Annotated in this window: 11 protein-coding genes and 1 pseudogene; 9 read left to right on the top strand and 3 right to left on the bottom strand. The window is 43.9% G+C overall.

Annotated features, from left to right (window positions below):
- The first annotated feature begins 720 nt into the window (after window positions 1–720).
- From NI000_RS32260 to NI000_RS32245, 4 genes and pseudogenes are all read left to right on the top strand, one after another.
- The gene (locus NI000_RS32260; protein WP_253415426.1) at window positions 721–1,554 is read left to right on the top strand and encodes an endonuclease domain-containing protein; all 834 of its coding nucleotides are present in this window, start codon (window positions 721–723) and stop codon (window positions 1,552–1,554) included.
- Window positions 1,555–2,083: 529 nt separating this feature from the next.
- The gene (locus tag NI000_RS32255) at window positions 2,084–4,948 is read left to right on the top strand and encodes a helicase-related protein (RefSeq protein WP_253415425.1); all 2,865 of its coding nucleotides are present in this window, start codon (window positions 2,084–2,086) and stop codon (window positions 4,946–4,948) included.
- 375 nt (window positions 4,949–5,323) lie between these two features.
- Window positions 5,324–6,829: a recombinase family protein gene (locus NI000_RS32250; protein WP_253415424.1), complete on the top strand. Its 1,506-nt coding sequence runs from the start codon at window positions 5,324–5,326 to the stop codon at window positions 6,827–6,829.
- A gap of 34 nt (window positions 6,830–6,863) precedes the next feature.
- Window positions 6,864–7,238: pseudogene (locus NI000_RS32245) on the top strand (sigma-70 family RNA polymerase sigma factor); the annotation flags it as partial.
- Between the two features lie 229 nt (window positions 7,239–7,467).
- Here NI000_RS32245 and NI000_RS32240 read toward each other — a convergent pair.
- Both NI000_RS32240 and NI000_RS32235 read right to left on the bottom strand, forming a co-directional pair.
- Window positions 7,468–10,227 (bottom strand): cadherin-like beta sandwich domain-containing protein, encoded by a 2,760-nt coding sequence (locus tag NI000_RS32240; protein WP_253415451.1) that lies wholly within the window; start codon window positions 10,225–10,227, stop codon window positions 7,468–7,470.
- Window positions 10,148–12,751, bottom strand: coding sequence for a LamG-like jellyroll fold domain-containing protein (locus tag NI000_RS32235; RefSeq protein WP_253415423.1), 2,604 nt, complete (start codon window positions 12,749–12,751; stop codon window positions 10,148–10,150). Before NI000_RS32235 ends, NI000_RS32240 begins: the two co-directional genes overlap by 80 nt.
- Window positions 12,752–12,895: 144 nt before the next feature.
- Here NI000_RS32235 and NI000_RS32230 point away from each other — a divergent pair, with 144 nt between their 5' ends.
- The 5 genes from NI000_RS32230 to NI000_RS32210 all read left to right on the top strand — a co-directional run bounded on the left by NI000_RS32230 (window position 12,896) and on the right by NI000_RS32210 (window position 15,959).
- On the top strand, window positions 12,896–13,240 hold the full coding sequence (locus NI000_RS32230; protein WP_253415422.1) for a hypothetical protein: 345 nt from the start codon (window positions 12,896–12,898) through the stop codon (window positions 13,238–13,240).
- Window positions 13,241–13,273: 33 nt separating this feature from the next.
- Window positions 13,274–13,597, top strand: a complete 324-nt coding sequence (locus tag NI000_RS32225; RefSeq protein ID WP_253415421.1) for a permease — start codon at window positions 13,274–13,276, stop codon at window positions 13,595–13,597.
- 76 nt (window positions 13,598–13,673) lie between these two features.
- Window positions 13,674–13,955, top strand: a complete 282-nt coding sequence (locus NI000_RS32220) for a TIGR03943 family putative permease subunit (RefSeq protein WP_253415420.1) — start codon at window positions 13,674–13,676, stop codon at window positions 13,953–13,955.
- Between the two features lie 120 nt (window positions 13,956–14,075).
- Window positions 14,076–14,681, top strand: coding sequence for a TetR/AcrR family transcriptional regulator (locus tag NI000_RS32215; RefSeq protein ID WP_253415419.1), 606 nt, complete (start codon window positions 14,076–14,078; stop codon window positions 14,679–14,681).
- A gap of 69 nt (window positions 14,682–14,750) precedes the next feature.
- Window positions 14,751–15,959: an MFS transporter gene (locus NI000_RS32210; protein WP_253415418.1), complete on the top strand. Its 1,209-nt coding sequence runs from the start codon at window positions 14,751–14,753 to the stop codon at window positions 15,957–15,959.
- Between the two features lie 17 nt (window positions 15,960–15,976).
- Here the strand turns inward: NI000_RS32210 and NI000_RS32205 are convergent, their stop codons facing one another.
- Window positions 15,977–17,101, bottom strand: a complete 1,125-nt coding sequence (locus tag NI000_RS32205; protein ID WP_253415417.1) for a response regulator — start codon at window positions 17,099–17,101, stop codon at window positions 15,977–15,979.
- Window positions 17,102–17,124: the final 23 nt, after the last annotated feature.

Here is a 17,124-nt window from a genome sequence, read left to right as displayed (position 1 = left end):
TTAAAAAATATACAATGAAATTTACCCAAACAAAGCGGTTATTTATTGCTTTGTTTGGTTTTTTTCGTATTTCCACAGGACTTGCTGCCTATTTTGTCGAATTATCAGTAAAGGGATTTTATTCCATAGGAACGTATATTCTATGACAACCTATTGTCTAATCATTGTGTTTTAATATGATCAGCAGACATTAGTGATGGAGGGATTGGATATGGCATTTCTGAAATGCTCGGAATGCACCAATATGCTGAAGGCGATTCAATATGATAGAGTGTTATCGTATTTCGGAGGAAGACAGCTATGCGGACAAGCATGAGATGTATCGTTTAACCTGCCGAGGATTGAATTTGAGTTAAATTCGGAAGGGACGGATTAATCATTTCGGCATGTGCAGACATCAAAGAGATGTTCCATCTAGCTATACCCACATGAAATCTATACCATTTTTATGAAATCTGAAGTGAGGGCTGATGTAATCACGTTTACTCTCAATTAGTATACAGGTTGTTTGATTAAATCAGGTAGAAACAACGATGCCCACAACCTCTATTAATTTGCAATACTCCCTGCATAAAAGAGTTTACGAATAGCCGCCAACGGTATGGCGGCATTGATCGGTATGTTTGCAAAAATTACAAAATTCAGAAATCAAGCGGACAAGATAGTTCACTTGAACATTATTGATGCAATGACAAAAAATCATAGAGGAAGTGGTAATGCATGTCAAACAAATTGACTGGTGCACAGAAAATTTTTTATGATCATGCAAAAAAGAAGATACACGGATTGGAATATGAAGTGTGGATTGGTAGATACCGAGTTGACTTTTATTTACGAAGTAAAAAAATCGTGATCGAAATTGACGGCCATGAATTCCACAGTACAAAAGAACAACGTACTAATGATGCGGTCCGTGAGCGGTACTTACAACGCCTAGGCTTAACTGTAATAAGGTTTACCGGGAACGAAGTAACAACTAACGTTACAAAATGCATAGAAGAGGTAGTTCAGTTTATCAAATCTACTGAAGTGGATAAATTACACAATAAATCTATCTTTGTTGACCTCTTGTTTCTCTCAAGGGAAACGTTGAAAACTACGAGATACTATCAAAACGAATACCCCGAGAAGAACCTCAAAATCCCACCGCTATCATCTTTGCTGAGGGAGATATGCGGATGCTTGCGGTTAAATGGCGATTACAACGTATTTATTGTAGGGGTGTGGGATTATTTCAGTAATAGTTTATTTGATTTTGATGTTATCAAGTACTTAGAGTATTCTGGCGGTGAACTCATTGTATTTGAGGAACTTACTGATTTTCTAGTCACAACAATATTTGACCTTATGGAACAATGCGAAGGGAAGCATGATGAACTGATCCTAGTCGGAGATGACGTAGGTTATGTACCGATATTGAGTGACAAAGACTTAATAACGAAGTTAATGCGGAAAAACAATGAGGAGACCTCAATGGTGGGGATAAACGTGAGCTGGCAAGATATAGACTATGCAATAGCAGCAGCACTTGGCTTAGAAAGGCACGAGTGGTAGGATAACTGCAAACAACTACTCAACAACTGCCAAGCCCCATTCCCCTTTGGATGCTACCTTAATTTCCTTATCCTTTTATTGGCATTCCGTATGCTTTGTTGTCCTCCAGCTGGCTTTGGTTCAAGAGGCATAGCGTTCCGAACCGCGTAGTGTACGGGATTCACGCTATTGATGGCCTCTCAAACGTAGTCCACTGGGATGGACTCTTGCTCTTTAGTATCTTGTAAGGCATTCCCACCGCGTGGATGGCGATGCCCACTTTGTCATTGGAAATATTTACGGATAGGGTTCGTGTGGGGATGAGAAGCTGGAGCGATAGGATTAGTTATAGTGAAGAATTCGCTTTATGCCAGACATACAACAGATAATCGCAGATGGTAGGTTTTACTCCCATTCCCTGTATCAGTATAGAAAGATATATGATTTCTTATTCGACTTGTCCCTTTTTTTAATATATGCAGTTCTTTAACTTCAAGTATCGTCTGGTCTGCTGTTAGGAATTATTTAAATCCTTTTAGGGGTGAAATGTTTGATTGAACGAAATTGGCTAGAGTTTGTTAACCCTGAACTCATCGATTTATTTCCATTACAATTTGTAAACTGCGATCGCTTGCAAAAACACGATGCAATATATATTTTCGATGAAGTAGGAAGCGGTAAAACCATTACGAGCGGCTTAATGGCACTTGATTATATCGAACAAAACCATAAAGATGTGTTAATTATTACTACAAAGGCACTCTCTGCAGGTGAACATCAGGGGCAGTTCTTAGGTGATTGGTATCAGAAACTGCCATTTATAGATATGGGATATTCGCATCATGTCCATATTATTAATAACTATTATTCTCATATCGAGAAACTCGCAAGAAGAGCTTTTGGGCTTATTATAATTGACGAAGCACACTTGTTCTTGTCAGATGATACCAAAAAAAGAATAGCTCTTGAACAATTAACTTCTGAGAAAGTCGTTTTTTTAACGGCAACACCTATTAAATCTACTCAACATGACTTACAAACGTATATTAATATCGCTAAAAATATGACAAAAAAAGAAATTCCAAACAATTGGATTCGAAATATTGAAACGATTGGGAAGGAAAAAGATGCGCTTATTTGTTCAAGATTCGATATTACTTCGCCAGTTACACGTTATTTCAAAGATACAATCCAGTCCTTGCAAATAAGGGAATTCCATAAGACCGCCATTAAGCGCCATGAAACATTGATTCATGAAGTAGGAATTAAATACGAAGATAGTAGAACTCCACAGCAGCAAAAGGCAGAACAAACGGTTGCATTTATAGAGACACGCTTGAAAGAACAGCATGATTCACGCTTTGTTATTTTCACACGTTTCATTGAGAAGGAAGCAGAGGTACTTCGTAAAGCTTTAGAAGAGGCTGACTTTATGAAATTCCGGGAAGAGACACCGGGTAAAAGCTTCGCTGTCGTTTCGGGGAGTAACAACTATGAACTGGCGCATTATTCTAATAAAACAAAAGAAAATACACTGCCGACCGTGCTCGTTGTTAGTTATCAGATTGCTGAACAAGGTGTCAACTTACCTGGCTATAATCATGTGATTAACTATCATATTCCTGCTTTCCCTTCAGCTATTGAGCAACGCTACGGCCGAATTGACCGCCTAGCTAAGTCGGGTAAACAATATGAAGCCATATATAATTGTTTCATATTGACCACTAATTTTTACGATAGTAATAATTCGAACTTCTATGCAGCTATCTCTATTTCCTTAAATAACCTTTTAAAGTTTTTACCGTCTCGAAATACAATACTGTCTCGTAAGACGCTAACCTCATATTTAAGTGCAGCTTCGATTCTTCTGAGACAACGTGAAATCTTCAATGAAGCACTGAAAAGTCAGGAGCATATAGCGAAACTATACTTTTCAGCTAAGGCCGATAAGGCTGCTGAAGATGATGCAGACATAACGTATCAGCTTTTATTTTCACTTTATGAAAAAGTCGAGGATTTTGAATTTAATGATGAACCTTATAATATCGATCATTTCAAGAAAACACTTCAAGAGGCGCTTGTTAGTACATTTGATGTGCTAAGCGTATCGGGAACCAAACTAGCTGAGTTGTTGCTAAACAAATATGATGTGGCAGCAGAAACAGCAATTTGGGACAATATTTTTTATCGTAATAGTATAGATTCACATGAGAACTTATCTGATTTGGATGCTATAAATGATGCGGCTAGGTTCATTCGTGAATGTGATACGTATACGGCATATCGTAATAGATTTGAACAAGAATTGGCACCGAATTATCGCTTTAATCAGTATAAAAAAGCATTAGATTATTTTTTCTACAAAGTATTTGATGGTAACCTATTAAGATATGTGTTCCCTATCGCAGTCAATCAGTCTTATCAGAAGGTTGTATTTGATTGTCAGGAAACCATTAAGTATCTTGCCAAAGAAGTTGGACAGGAACTAACAGAAGCTGATATGCACATTATTTTAACAAACATCAATCGTTGGGCACCAAAGCTTCCTCTTTTTGTATTTTTTGGGGAGTTTGAGCGACTAGTCGGAAATATTAGCAGGACAAACGAGGACATAAGCAGAGGATACAACGATATAAGTAATCGATTATGTACTCGCAAAAACTATTCGGGAAATGTGTTTATTAAAGCAATTAGTCAACTTCAGAATATTCAAACACCAGCTTATCCAGACATTCAAAACGAAGTTCGTGCAATGAGTCATGAAGATTTAACCAAGCAGATTGTATTAATAGAATCTGACCATTTCGATGAGAACAAAAATAAAATTGGAACGTTGGTAACAACCTCGAAATTTTTAAAGTTGCTATACCATTTTACTCGTAAAGAGGTATGCAGCTTTGGAATGCTAAAAGACTCAAGTAACAGTACTGGTAGCGTTTATCATTCTATATTCGCTGATATTGAGAATATTAAAACTCAGATGGTAAATATCATTTATCATCCATCGATATCGGAAGAAATGAAAGTACACTTTAAGGAAAATTATTATAAGGAAATTCCTCTTGAGATAATTGAGCACGTTTCGGACTCATGTTTGCGCGACGAATTGAATGAATACAATCGTTTATCAAGAAATCTTATAGATCTTCAAAATCAAGAACTCACTATTCGTAATTATATGTCAATGTTTATGCATTTTGTTTTTTCTGAGTATCCGAACAGTAGAGATGAGCGTGCTCAGCGATTATGGGTGAAAGACGATTTAAAATACGATATGAAACTGCCAAATAACTATTATTACTATTTGGAGGATTACTGGACTATTCATATTATTCGAGAATTATTCGGAGTGAAACTGAACTCTGATCATGTTGTGCATTCGTCAGTTTATAAGATGGATACGGTAACCCTATAGTTTTTTAAACAATTTTTAATGTAACCGACAACTGGAGCGATTAGATTAGTTATAGTGAGAATCTGTTGTATGCTAGATATACAACGGATTATCGCAGATGGTAGGTTAAACTCCCATTTCCTGTATCCCATTTAGAAAGATAGAATATGACACAATTTAAAGTATGTCCAGTCCTGAACCTTGAACAGCTTACGCCTTTCAAGGTTTTGTGACATGTTTAAGATCATTTTTTTATCAACTGTCCAAGCCGTATCCGCATAACCTCCATTAGGAGGGGATGCCGGGTGCATGTAAAGTTTATCACAGGTGAGTCTAATGACAAGATCCGCATTGCCTGTTATGATTATCTCCTAGAGAAGTTCAGGAGGGAGAAACATGATCGCGATATACGCCAGGGTCAGTACAGAAGAACAAGCAAAACATGGATTCAGCCTGAACGATCAGGTTCGTCAGTGCCAACTGAAGGCGGGGACCAATAAGGTTAAAGAATATATAGATGACGGAGTTTCCGGCGAGTTTTTGGATCGACCAGCATTAACCAAACTACGTGAAGACGTAAGAGAAGGTATTATCTCAAAAATTATTTGTCTAGACCCCGACCGCTTGTCACGCAAGTTGATGAATCAATTAATTATAACGGATGAGTTTGATAGACGAGGAATTGAGCTTGTTTTTGTTAATGGTGAATATTCTAAAACTCCAGAAGGTAATTTATTTTATTCTATGCGCGGAGCAATTGCCGAGTTTGAAAAGTCGAAAATTAATGAACGTATGAGTCGCGGGAGAAGAGAAAAAGCACGGCAAGGGAAAGTGTTACGCGATTTTCAAGTATATGGTTACAGGTATGATAAAGAGTCAGAGCGATTCATTGTTGATGAAGACGAAGCTGCAATCGTCAGTTTAATTTTTGATTTGTTTACTCAGCCCAATACGATGGTACAAGGGCTCAACGGAATTGCATTATACTTAACAAGTAAAAATGTCCCAACCAAGCGAGGAGCACAGGTATGGCATCGTCAAGTTGTTAGACAGATTATTATGAATAGAGCCTACATTGGTGAGTTTTATCAAAATCGCTGGAATACGGAAGGTATGCTTGGAAACAAGCACCGTAAAGAGGAAGAAAAGGTTCCAATGAAGGAGAGGCCAAGGAATGAGTGGATTTTAATACCTTGCCCAGCGATTATCGACGAATCACAATTTGAACATGCTCAGAGGCTATTGTCTGAATCACGTCGCAGATGGGCACAGAAAAGCAAACATCCTTATTTGCTGAGTGGTCTTTTAAGATGTGGTGACTGTGGTAATACGATGACTGGAAGGCTTTCAAACAATTGGGGCAAAAAAGTCCCTGAATATACAGATATAAAAAATACAGCTGGTGCAAAAGCAAAAGGTTGCGGTAGAAGGGTTAAAGCTCAAATGATCGAGGAGCAAGTTTGGGAACAGGTCGCATCCTGGTTAAATAATCCCAATGAGATAGCCGCGGCATTGCAACAAGAAAAAACTAAAGAGCCTTTTGAAGCAGGAGAAATTGCCAGGATTGAAAAAGAAATTGAGAAGACAAAAAACGCTCGAAAAAAATTGATCAAACTTTTTGCTGCCAGTGAAGATGGTATTGCAGAAGAGGATATAAGACAAGAATTGAAGGAGTTAACGCAGAGGGAAGAATCATTAAACAATCAGTTGCTTGAATTGACGAACTTATTAAACAATACCCATAATACAGAATACAACATGAATGTGATGATGGAGGCTGTTCAATATTATTTATCGAAAGGTCAAGAGGAGCTTACCTTTGATGAGAAGCGTGATTTAATCCGGCAGGTCGTGAGGGAGATCAGGGTTTACGAAGACTCTGTAGAGATTTACACGTTTTAGATGCTTTTTTCTTGAGAACATGATCACTAATGACATTAAAATCGAAATTCTGATGCATCTTCGTTCGCTGAAAAAGACGCGCAAGGACGTATCGCTGCACGATCCGATTGGGACGGATAAGGAGGGAAATGAAATCACGTTGATCGATATCCTCGGCACGGACTCCGACGAGGTGGTGGATAAAGTGCAGCTCAAGATCGAGAAGAGCAAGATTTATAAAAATCTGGATATTCTCGACGACCGCGAAAAAGAAGTCGTTGTAGGGCGGTTCGGACTAGAGCATGGTGGAGAAGAGCGGACTCAGCGGGAAATTGCGAAGGAGTTAGGCATATCGCGAAGTTATGTGTCTAGGATTGAGAAAAGAGCTCTCATGAAGCTGTATCATGAGTTTTATAAGGCGAAGAGATAAACACGGTAATAGCTTGCCTTGTTGGCAGACCTCTATGCAATACTTTGTTGCTGTTCGATTGGGGGCGAAGGCGGGCGGGGCCACTCGATGTGCAGAAGATCGCCAGCCAGCCTCTCCTACAGCTGGTTGGCGATCAACTTTATAGAAGTTTTAATTTCGGGGATCCCCGCAAAGTACCTGAATCCGCTTTGAAGCCAAGGCACCACTTTGAGGGGGGGTTCTTTTTATTTCAATAAGTTGTAAACCGCTGAGCCGCTTCTGCCCGTGTCGTGTGTTCAGCCGGTACGAACAGCCCTTCTTGGCGTCCCGTCAACAGCTTCGCTTTGATTGCACTATTAACATAAGGCAAAGCCCAATCGCTGACCATTGAAGCATCAGAGATTTCCGTTGAAGCTTTTTCTAATTTTACACCCGTTCGATATTCATAAGCGCGGACAAGCATAATGGCCATCTCTTCTCTGGTAATGCTTCGATTCGGTTCGAACATTTGCCGGGAATCACCTGTGATAATGCCTGCTTTATAAGCGGCGGATACTTCCTTGGCATACCATGCGTTTCCAGCCACGTCACCGAATGAAGCCGTCTCGGAAGACTTGAGATGAAGTATCCGTACGAGAAGCGATGCAAACTCAGCACGGGAAACATCTTGGGCTGGTGCAAAGCTCGAGTTCGTCACTCCGTTCACGATATGCCGGGCGGACAGTTCTTGAATCGTCGAGTAGGCCCAATGCATGCGTGTTACATCACTATAATTTTTTTCCAATGAAAGGACTGCGTAATGGCCGAGACGGTCAATTCCGACTTCAATTGCGGTATTGCGGTTTGTAAGCGTTCCGCCCAAGTACGTAAGACTTCCGTTATCCAGAATCTTATAGATACCGGCCAGCCTCGGATTCATTCCAACGGGAATCGGGAATGTAATGGATACAGGCTTTTTCAACTCACTCATTTCATACTGCTTCCCGGCTGCATCGGTCACGAAGATCGCGAGGTCGAATACCTTTCCGCCCAGCGTATAAAGACCGTTATCCTTGCTGCTCGCTTCTTTTAATGTCCGGTTCGCTTGTTCTGCTGAGACCGGTTCAATTTTCACCGTAATCGCAGCGGAGTCGTCAACAGATGGCAGCAAGCTGGTTGCGGATTTCAACAGATCAGCAGGAACGATCAGTTTTACATCGTGTGCCTGGACATGTAATGGACGCCCATTAAGCTGATCTACCTGCGCGATTGGAATGATAATGCGATTCTGTCCTTCCGTCAGTGCGACGGATATGGATGCAGAGTTCTTTTGCAGGTCTTCGTCCTTGATCACAGCTGAGTTACCCGGCAACTCCGGCTTCTTTGGCGGTACTACTGCCGTTGGAGATGAAGGAGACGATTCTGATGACCCCGACGAATCTGGCAATCGATGAACCAGTATCACATATTCTTTAGTCGTTCCGTCCTGTGCAGTGACAAGGACAGAGATACGATTCGAGCCGACAAGCAGGTTGCTGCCGCCAGTAACAACGACTCGGGATGTGGCATGCTCGGCGGAATAAGTCACCGCCGCTACCGTTGTGCCATAGGAGACATCAACCGTATAACTCAGCTTGTCCGGTGCGAATCCGTTCAATGTGATATGATTGACACGCAAATCAAGCAGATTAGCGTTGGACGATAGCGCTTGAGGTTGTCTGGTTATCGCGATGCTATAAATACTCTTGGTTCCGTCTTGAGCGGTTACCGTAACCGTAACCGTATTTACTCCGACAATTAATTTATCGCCACCGGCAATCACAACGGTTGCAGCTGGAATTGCTGCTGAGTAAGTTATGCTTGTCACCGTAGTCTCATACGGTACCGACAATGAATAATTGAGCTTGTCTGAAGCGAATCCATCCAACGTCTTTCCGTTTACGCGCAGATCGAGCAAGGAACTGTCGGACGATAGCCCCTGAGGCTGTCTGGTAATCACGATGCTATAAATGCTCTTAGTCCCGTCTTGAGCTGTTACCGTAACCGTAACCGTATTTTTACCGACAATTAATTTATCTCCGCCTGTAACCGCCACGGTTGAAGTAGGACTTGCTGTTGAATAAGTTATGCTTGTCACCGTGGTCTCATACGGTACCGATAATGAATAGTCAAACTTATCCCATGCGAAACCGCTCAACGTCACCCCGTTAACGCGCAAATCACTTAAAGAAGCAGGCGATATGTCGGCGCGGTTCAGATTGATGACATACGATCTGACGTTTCCGTTCGGTGCTGTTATGTTCACTGTCACAACGTTATTGCCAGCCTGAAGGTTGGAGCCGCCATTGACTACTACCGTTGCCTGAGGTTCTGAAGTCGTAAAGGTAACTTTCGCATTCGTCACGGTATTCGGAACGTTCAGCGAATACTCCAATGTATTCGGTGTGAAGCCGTCTACCGAGACTCCGTTAATTTTCAGATCCGTCAGGTTCGCGTTCCCGCTTGCAACCTTATCACCGGTAAAATCGATCTCGCTCATGCTTGTAAATGTTTTGGATGGATCCGTATTGTAGGTTCCGGTAACTACGAATTTTACGTAGCGGCCCTGCACAGCCTTATCCAAAGAGACAAAGTCTGTATATACGTTGCCTGTCCAAGTTTTCCCAAACGTGCCGGAGGCTTTGTTGGCCGCATTGCTCAAGAAAGCAGGATCGTTTAAGTCGGCCGGGTTATCGGACGCGTACAATTCGAATGTTTTCGGAAATTCCATTGCACTTTGGTTAGGTCGGCTCTTTCTCTGAATACCATTCAGTTTATACGTGCTCTCCATATCGATAATGACCCAGTGCGGGAATGGTGCAGCGGGCGCTTCCCATTTAGAGTGCCAGATGGTTGTTTCTTGACCGTCCAGGATGTTGCTGGCAACAGCGTTCTCATTGTCTGCATAAGAGCTAAAAGAATGGATAGAGAAAGCCGTTTTTGGAATGAAAGTATAGATGATGCCATTCCGGGCAGTTTGCAAAGCCCACATCAAATCGAGATAGGCTCGCAGCAGCGCTGTCGCCTGAAGTAATAACCTTAGCGTTAGCAAGTCGAGTCTTCAGTTCATTTTGTGCCTGTACGGGAAGTGATAATCCTGTAGTTCCTTTGACATACGCAGTGAATTGTTCAGCTTCCTGAATTTTAGCTGTCAATTGATTAAAGTTGTACAAAGTCGTCGACTGGTACGAATCGGATAACGCTTTGGCTTCCGTGGCGGATAGGGCGCGCTTCCATATCTTTAAGTCGTCTAGCGTAACGGTTGCTCCGCCGTTTCCTTTATTACCGTCTGCACCGATGATGACGTGATAAGGAGTATCCATACTGGACGTACCCAGTGCGGTGATATCTTTGGTCGCCTTCATGACACCGTCGACGTAAGTGGTGGCCGTCTTGTTCGTCCTGTCTACGGATATGGTGAAGTGGTGCCATTCTGTCCCTACACTTTGAGCCGAATAATCGATACGATTGGTGCCGTCTGCCATGTTAAGCGTCATGTTGTTCGTAGTCGCAGGCCCAATATACCATCCGGCATTCTTACCGGAATTCCAGTCTTTGTTAGAGATTACCGTCTGATCGCCTGCCAAATTGCCGGTGTGCCAGAACGATACGGTGAAATCGCCATTACCGAACTTCAAGTCGGATCTGTCTCCAAGATCGATATAATTGGCATTGCCGGCCGCAATGCTGGCCGCATGTCCGGATCTGCCTGCCACATAAGTGACATTACCGGCAGAGGTGGCCAGACCTGTTGCACCGGCAGCATCATCATTCAAATTGCTGTCAAATTTCATGTCGGACACAAGCTGCTTCCACATCGTACTAGGATCGATCGGCGTCAATTCCGGTGCCGTGCCTTCCGTTCGTAAGTAAGTCTGCAAAGGCTCGCTTTTGTTGCCGTAAGCATCCACTGCCGCTATGGTAAGGACGTAGGACGTAGCCGGGCTCAGACCCGCTATCGGGATATTCATTTTGTTCGGAATCGGAGAGAAGTAAAAGTCCGATAAAACATTGTACGACTTTGCGACTTCTGCCGTACGATGGTTATACACTTTGATTTCATAATGATGCACGGATTGATCGTCCTTGGCTTGCTTGAATGAGAGCATCGGCACGTTATTCGAACCCGGCAACACTTTAAGGTCGGGGTTCGCCGGGAATTGCGGTGCCGTTTTGTTGCGGTTGCTTGAGGTATACGTGAAATTGCTTTTTATTTCATCCTTCGTATTGCCTGTTAATTTCACTACCCATTTTTTTCCCGCTAATGCACCGGCACTGTTATAAGGTGTTGGGGAATTATTGCCTTGCCATACGCCACCCAGATAGATAGAGCCTGGATCTCCGTTATACTCCACGCGTTCAATCTCTACACGGTCCTTGTAAACCTCAATGAGTTGGGATTGGTTGACAGGGAATTCGAATCGCCCATCCATCAATCCTTCCTCCGTTACAGCGGAATAGCCATGATCTACCTCGATGTATGACATGGATCCAAGATTGATAGCGGTAAAATCTTTCTGATAGATCGAACGATCATCGTTAATATTCAAATGCGAATGGCCGGATAAAACCATGACTTGCGGATAATCCTTCAAATCCGTATACAGGTTCTGATTGCTTCCTTGCTGGCCGTCCATGGCGGTGCCGGACACGGGATGATGCAAAGTAATGAAGATAGGCTTATTCAGATTCGCCGGATCGGCTGTTATTGCTGCGAGCCGACCCTTCAGCCAGTTTCTTTGTCCTGTGTCGTCGTTATAATTGTTCCCGTTCAAAAAGAAAAACGAATAGCCGCCGATTGTTTTCTCGTAATAGCCATTCGGCTGATCAGTAAACCATTCCGCCGGGTAATAGTTTTTCACTTCGGCTACGCTTGCGTCATGGTTGCCGATCGCAATCTGAACGGGCATGCCCGACCAATTTTTGCGTGCCAATTGTTCTTGCAGAACATCGCGTGCAAACTGATGATCCGGCCCTTTGCCATTGCCGTTGTCATTGATGATGTCGCCTGCGATAACTATGGCATCCGGATTGGGAAAGATGGAAGAAAGAACATCGAAATTGCTGGCATACCTTGCGCGTGTCTTGGCATTCTCAGCATCCGTGCCGGGACCGACATGGATATCCGACATCGCAGCGAATTTCAGCAGCGGTTTTTCGGTTGTTTTGATGATGTAGCCGTATGTGGCGGGTTTACTCCAGACGCCGTCTTTCAAGGCGATCACTGAGATATTCGTCGACTCCGTAAGGACAATCGGCGTTCCGTTAAACTTAAGGCTTGTTTCGTCAGGCATGGTCCCGTCCAACGTGTAATAGATGTCGGCACCTGATGTGGTGGAGCTAAGCGCAACGGTAACAGATTGCTCATAGCGTCCTGCGGGTACGGAAACGACCGGCGTGTCGACTGTAGCTGCTGCGATCGCTGCCGGTATAGAGCCTGCTCCTGCTGAACTAACAACAGAAGTTGCTATGGTGCAAGCCAGGAATGCGGATACAAATTTCTTGGTTTTCAACAAGTGAAGTCCTCCTTTTTACAAGCTTGAATGATGGATTGATGTAAATAGCTTCATGTGTGCTCGTACGGATGACTTAGATAGGCATTCCCTCCTTTAACTATAAAACAATATAAAAACATATTAATTAGTTGCTTTTATAATTGTTTGATTGCATTTTATTTGTATTTTGTTTTTGTGAGATTAAATAGAGGTAATGTTTTTGTAAAGGAAAAGAGGGCTTTTTCCACGTTCGTGGCCTTTCGGGCCCAACCAGAGATGGCTATCTCCCGCATGGTGCTGGCGTTTGCCGCATCGGCCTTCATTGGGCTATGGGCTTCTCGGGGAGTACATGCTTCTGCGCTCCGTAATACAGTAAGCAACGCTAATGAACAGGCCGCTGCAGGCAAAAAAACATCAAGCCCCCGCATTCCGACAAAGCGCCAAACGCAGCATGGAAAACTAAATTGCATGAAACGTTGGAGCATGCTGCCATTGAAATGTTTGATGTAGGCAAATATTTAGTTTTGGGCGCTACCGTCAGCTTTGCTGCAAACCGTTGTAAGCAAGAAGTGGCTTCTTGCGTTAAGTGATGGGGACTGGACCCCGCATTTGTTTATGATGGGGCTTTCCTATGTCCTTTCCATTTGCTCCACAGCGGATTCTTTTGTCGGAGCTACGTTCATTCCCGATTTTAGTTTAGGTTCAGTGCTTGCTTTTCTCGTATTTGGCGCCATGCTGGATATCAAAAGCACTTTGATGCTGCTAAAAGTCTTTCGCTTCAAAACCGTCGCTGCGGTTCTGATCATTTCAGCGGTCGTTGTTCTGTTGGGGTCTGTCGCCTTCGATCAACTGTATATGCACTTATAACATGGAGGCGGGGTAATCATGAAAATAAGTTCCGCGTTTGCGCATCGAACGATTCGAGCTGCGGTCTTGATCGCATTTGCGTTATGTTTACCGTCTCGACAGTATGAATAAAAACCAATTTGCCGTGGGAAGATTCGCGATGCGGTGCTGTGTCGCCGACTCCGTACCGCTTGCTATCCTTGTAGAAACCGATACCCCCGAACAATGGCAAAACGATATGTATGTGGTCGCTCTCGGCACCATTGAAAAACGTAATTTTGACGGCAAAAGCGTATTGGCTATCGATGCTAAATCGATAGACACCCGAAAAGTGCCTACAAACCCTTACGTTCATGGAAATCCATATTTTCGTAATTGATGAAACGAAGATAAGGTTTGCAAAGACTTCTCTCATCGCCTATAATACTGAATAAAAGTTCAGTATTATACCGGTGTCCGCCTTGAAAAATCCGTCATCCAGAAAAGTGGTGAAGTAGATGTGAATAAAAAGAAACAGCAAACCGAGCAAACGAAGAAGAAGATCGCCGATGCTGCAAGAGCTTTATTTGCCCAAAAAGGCTATAAAGCAACATCCATAGAAGATATCGTGAAAGCGACCGGGTGCAGCGCCGGGAACATTTATTATCATTTCAAGAACAAGGAAGGGCTTTTTTTATATTTACTTGAAGAGTGGAATGCGGAATGGGATAAGACATGGCTGGACAAAGAAACGCTGTATCCCACCACGATCGATAAATTATATGGCATGGCCGAACAATTGGCGCTTGATCAACTTAATCATCCGCTAACCAAGGCCGCCGATGAATTTTTCAACAACTCCGAGAAAGCTCGGGATGTAGAGGAGCGAATTCATGAAATGGTCAAAGGCTATCTTGACTTTAATCGGCAGCTGCTGCAGAGGGGGATCGATAACCATGAATTCGAAACCACCAATGTTACCGGGCTCGCCATTATTTTGGATAGTTTGATGCTTGGATTGAATCAACATAGCCGGAGAATGGAAAGAGAGGAAGCGCTGGAGGCCTATCGATTAGCTATGGATGTGTTTCTGCATGGCATTGCGAAGCCAACCCGCACCCGCTAGCCCTTTTTTTTGCCGCTATCCTGAATAAATATTCAGTATTTTGTTACAGAAGTATGGAGGAATGTAAGAATGAAATTATTATCGAAAAATCGGGGCGCCTTACTGATTCTCGTGTTCAATCTATTTCTGGTTTTCTCGGGGATCGGGCTTATCGTCCCCATTATGCCCAAGTTCATGGAAAGCTTGGGCATAACCGGGGGGATTATGGGCCTGTTGGTTGCGGCTTTTTCACTGACACAGCTTCTTTGTTCGCCGTTGGCCGGCCGGTTGGCCGATTCCTTCGGTAGAAAAAGGATGATTGTCATCGGCTTGACCGTGTTCGCCTTCTCTGAAGTGCTGTTCGGGATAGCAAGTTCACCTGCTCTACTGTTTGTTTCCAGGCTGCTCGGCGGCATTAGTGCTGCAATGATTATGCCGGCCGTTATGGCTTACGCGGCGGATATCACGACAAAGGAAGAAAGGGCGGCGGGGATGGGCTACATTAACGCAGCCATTACAACAGGCTTTATTATCGGACCTGGTATTGGCGGTTATATTGCCGAATTCGGCATCCGCGTGCCCTTTTACGCCGCGGGGGTTGCGGGGATCATTGCTGCATGTATTACATTGTTTATTCTTCGGGAATCGCTCCCTTCAAAAGAGAATACAGCTGATACTCCATCTGACGCAAGAGAATGGGGCGGTCTTCTCTCGCAATTAAGATACTCTTATAAAGAGCCCTATTTTTTAAGCTTGATCATCGTTTTTGTCATGTCGTTTGGGCTTGCTAATTTTGAGACGATCTTTGGACTATTTGTGGATCACAAATTTGGGTTTGGGCCTAAAGATATCGCCTTTATCATAACGTTCGGGTCGATAGCCGGCGCTGTGGTCCAGGCTACGGCCTTCAGCTGGATCATGAAGCGTTTCGGGGAGCAACGTATCATATCGCTCTGCCTGATCTTTGCTAGTTTGTTTATTCTGCTGACGCTTTTTGTTCACACATTCTGGTTGATTTTTGCCGTTACCTTCATTATATTTCTGGCAATCGATATTTTACGACCGGCCATCAGTACGCAAATGTCAATGGTGGCAAAAGATCAGCAAGGCTATGTTGCCGGCTTAAACTCTGCCTTTACCAGTCTTGGCAATATCGCAGGTCCTATCGTAGCCGGTTTTTTATTCGATCTGGACGTTAATTATCCGTATACCCTGGCGTGCCTAATATTGTTTATTTGTTTTGTTGTATCGGTAAAAGGTAAAAAGAACAACATGCAGGATGTGAATGCCGCCTCCTGATGGGGAAGAGCTCACGTTTAAATGGATGAGCTCAGAAGCATTTGTCTATGCAGCTCTTTGGCGGCGGGGCCGGGCTCGATATCCAGCTCTGCTCTTAGTAGATTGGCGAATTTATCATAATGCGTAATGAAAGCGGTGCGATCCTTCAGGTGAAGGAAGGCGCTAAGCAGAAGCACATGAACGTCTTCATGAAAGGGCCCAGCGGCGATCATATGCTTCAAAATCTCGATGGACTTGTCGGCTTCGCCCTGGGATAAATAGTGCGAGGTCAGCCTTTTCGACAGGTCGACCGCCGCGCTGTACACCCGTTCTTTCTCCGCTTCACACCATGGATAGTCTTTGCCGCCGAACAGTAGGCCCTCAAATAACGGAAGGATGGTTTTCATTTGTTCCGGCGGCATGTCGCCCATGGAGTACGGCTTGAGATGACGGTCGAATTCCAAATAATCGCAGCGCATGTCCGTTTCGAATCGGTAAACCCCCCGCTGCGAATGAATCGTGACGGGCATGTGGTAGTGCTTTAGTGTCTTTTTCAAACGAAAGACCGTGGTATGCAGATTTTGCTCGGCCTTTTCAGGCGTGAAGTCGGGCCACAAGCTTTCGCACAGCGTCCACTTGGAAATATTCACCCCCGCGTGAACCAGGAAGAAGGCAAGAAGCTCCTCCGTTTTGGCTGTCGGGAACCGGATCGGCTCGGCCGGATTCAAGGCGGTATACACCCCAAACTGGCCAAAACAGTGAATTCCCGGGCTGCCGGACTCCGGCTTCCGCACAGCAGGTCTCTTTCTTTTCATTAACCTTTCCACCGTCCGCTGCAAATCCTCGGGCTGCACCGGCTTGAGCAAATAGTCCGTCGCGTTGACCCGAAAAGCTTCCAGAGCATATTGCTGGTAGGCGGTAACAAACACAATTTCGATGTCGTCATTCAGCTCCGTCAAACGGGAGGCCAGCTCGATGCCATGGACGCCCGGCATTTCAATGTCCAGAAAAACCAGCTCCGGCCGGAGGTCCGTAAAAGATTCCAACAGCTCGGAGACCCTGGTGAAGGAGCCTACGATCTCCAGTTCCTTCCGTTCCTCGATGATTCGGCTTAGCCAATTCAATGAAGGTTTTTCGTCATCAATCAGGATAGTTCTTAACATAGCCGCCCCTTCGTTTTTGAACC

This window comes from Paenibacillus tyrphae (assembly GCF_024158745.1).
GTDB classification, from domain to species: Bacteria; Bacillota; Bacilli; order Paenibacillales; family NBRC-103111; genus Paenibacillus_G; species Paenibacillus_G tyrfis_A.
This window is presented reverse-complemented; position numbering and strand designations above follow the sequence as displayed.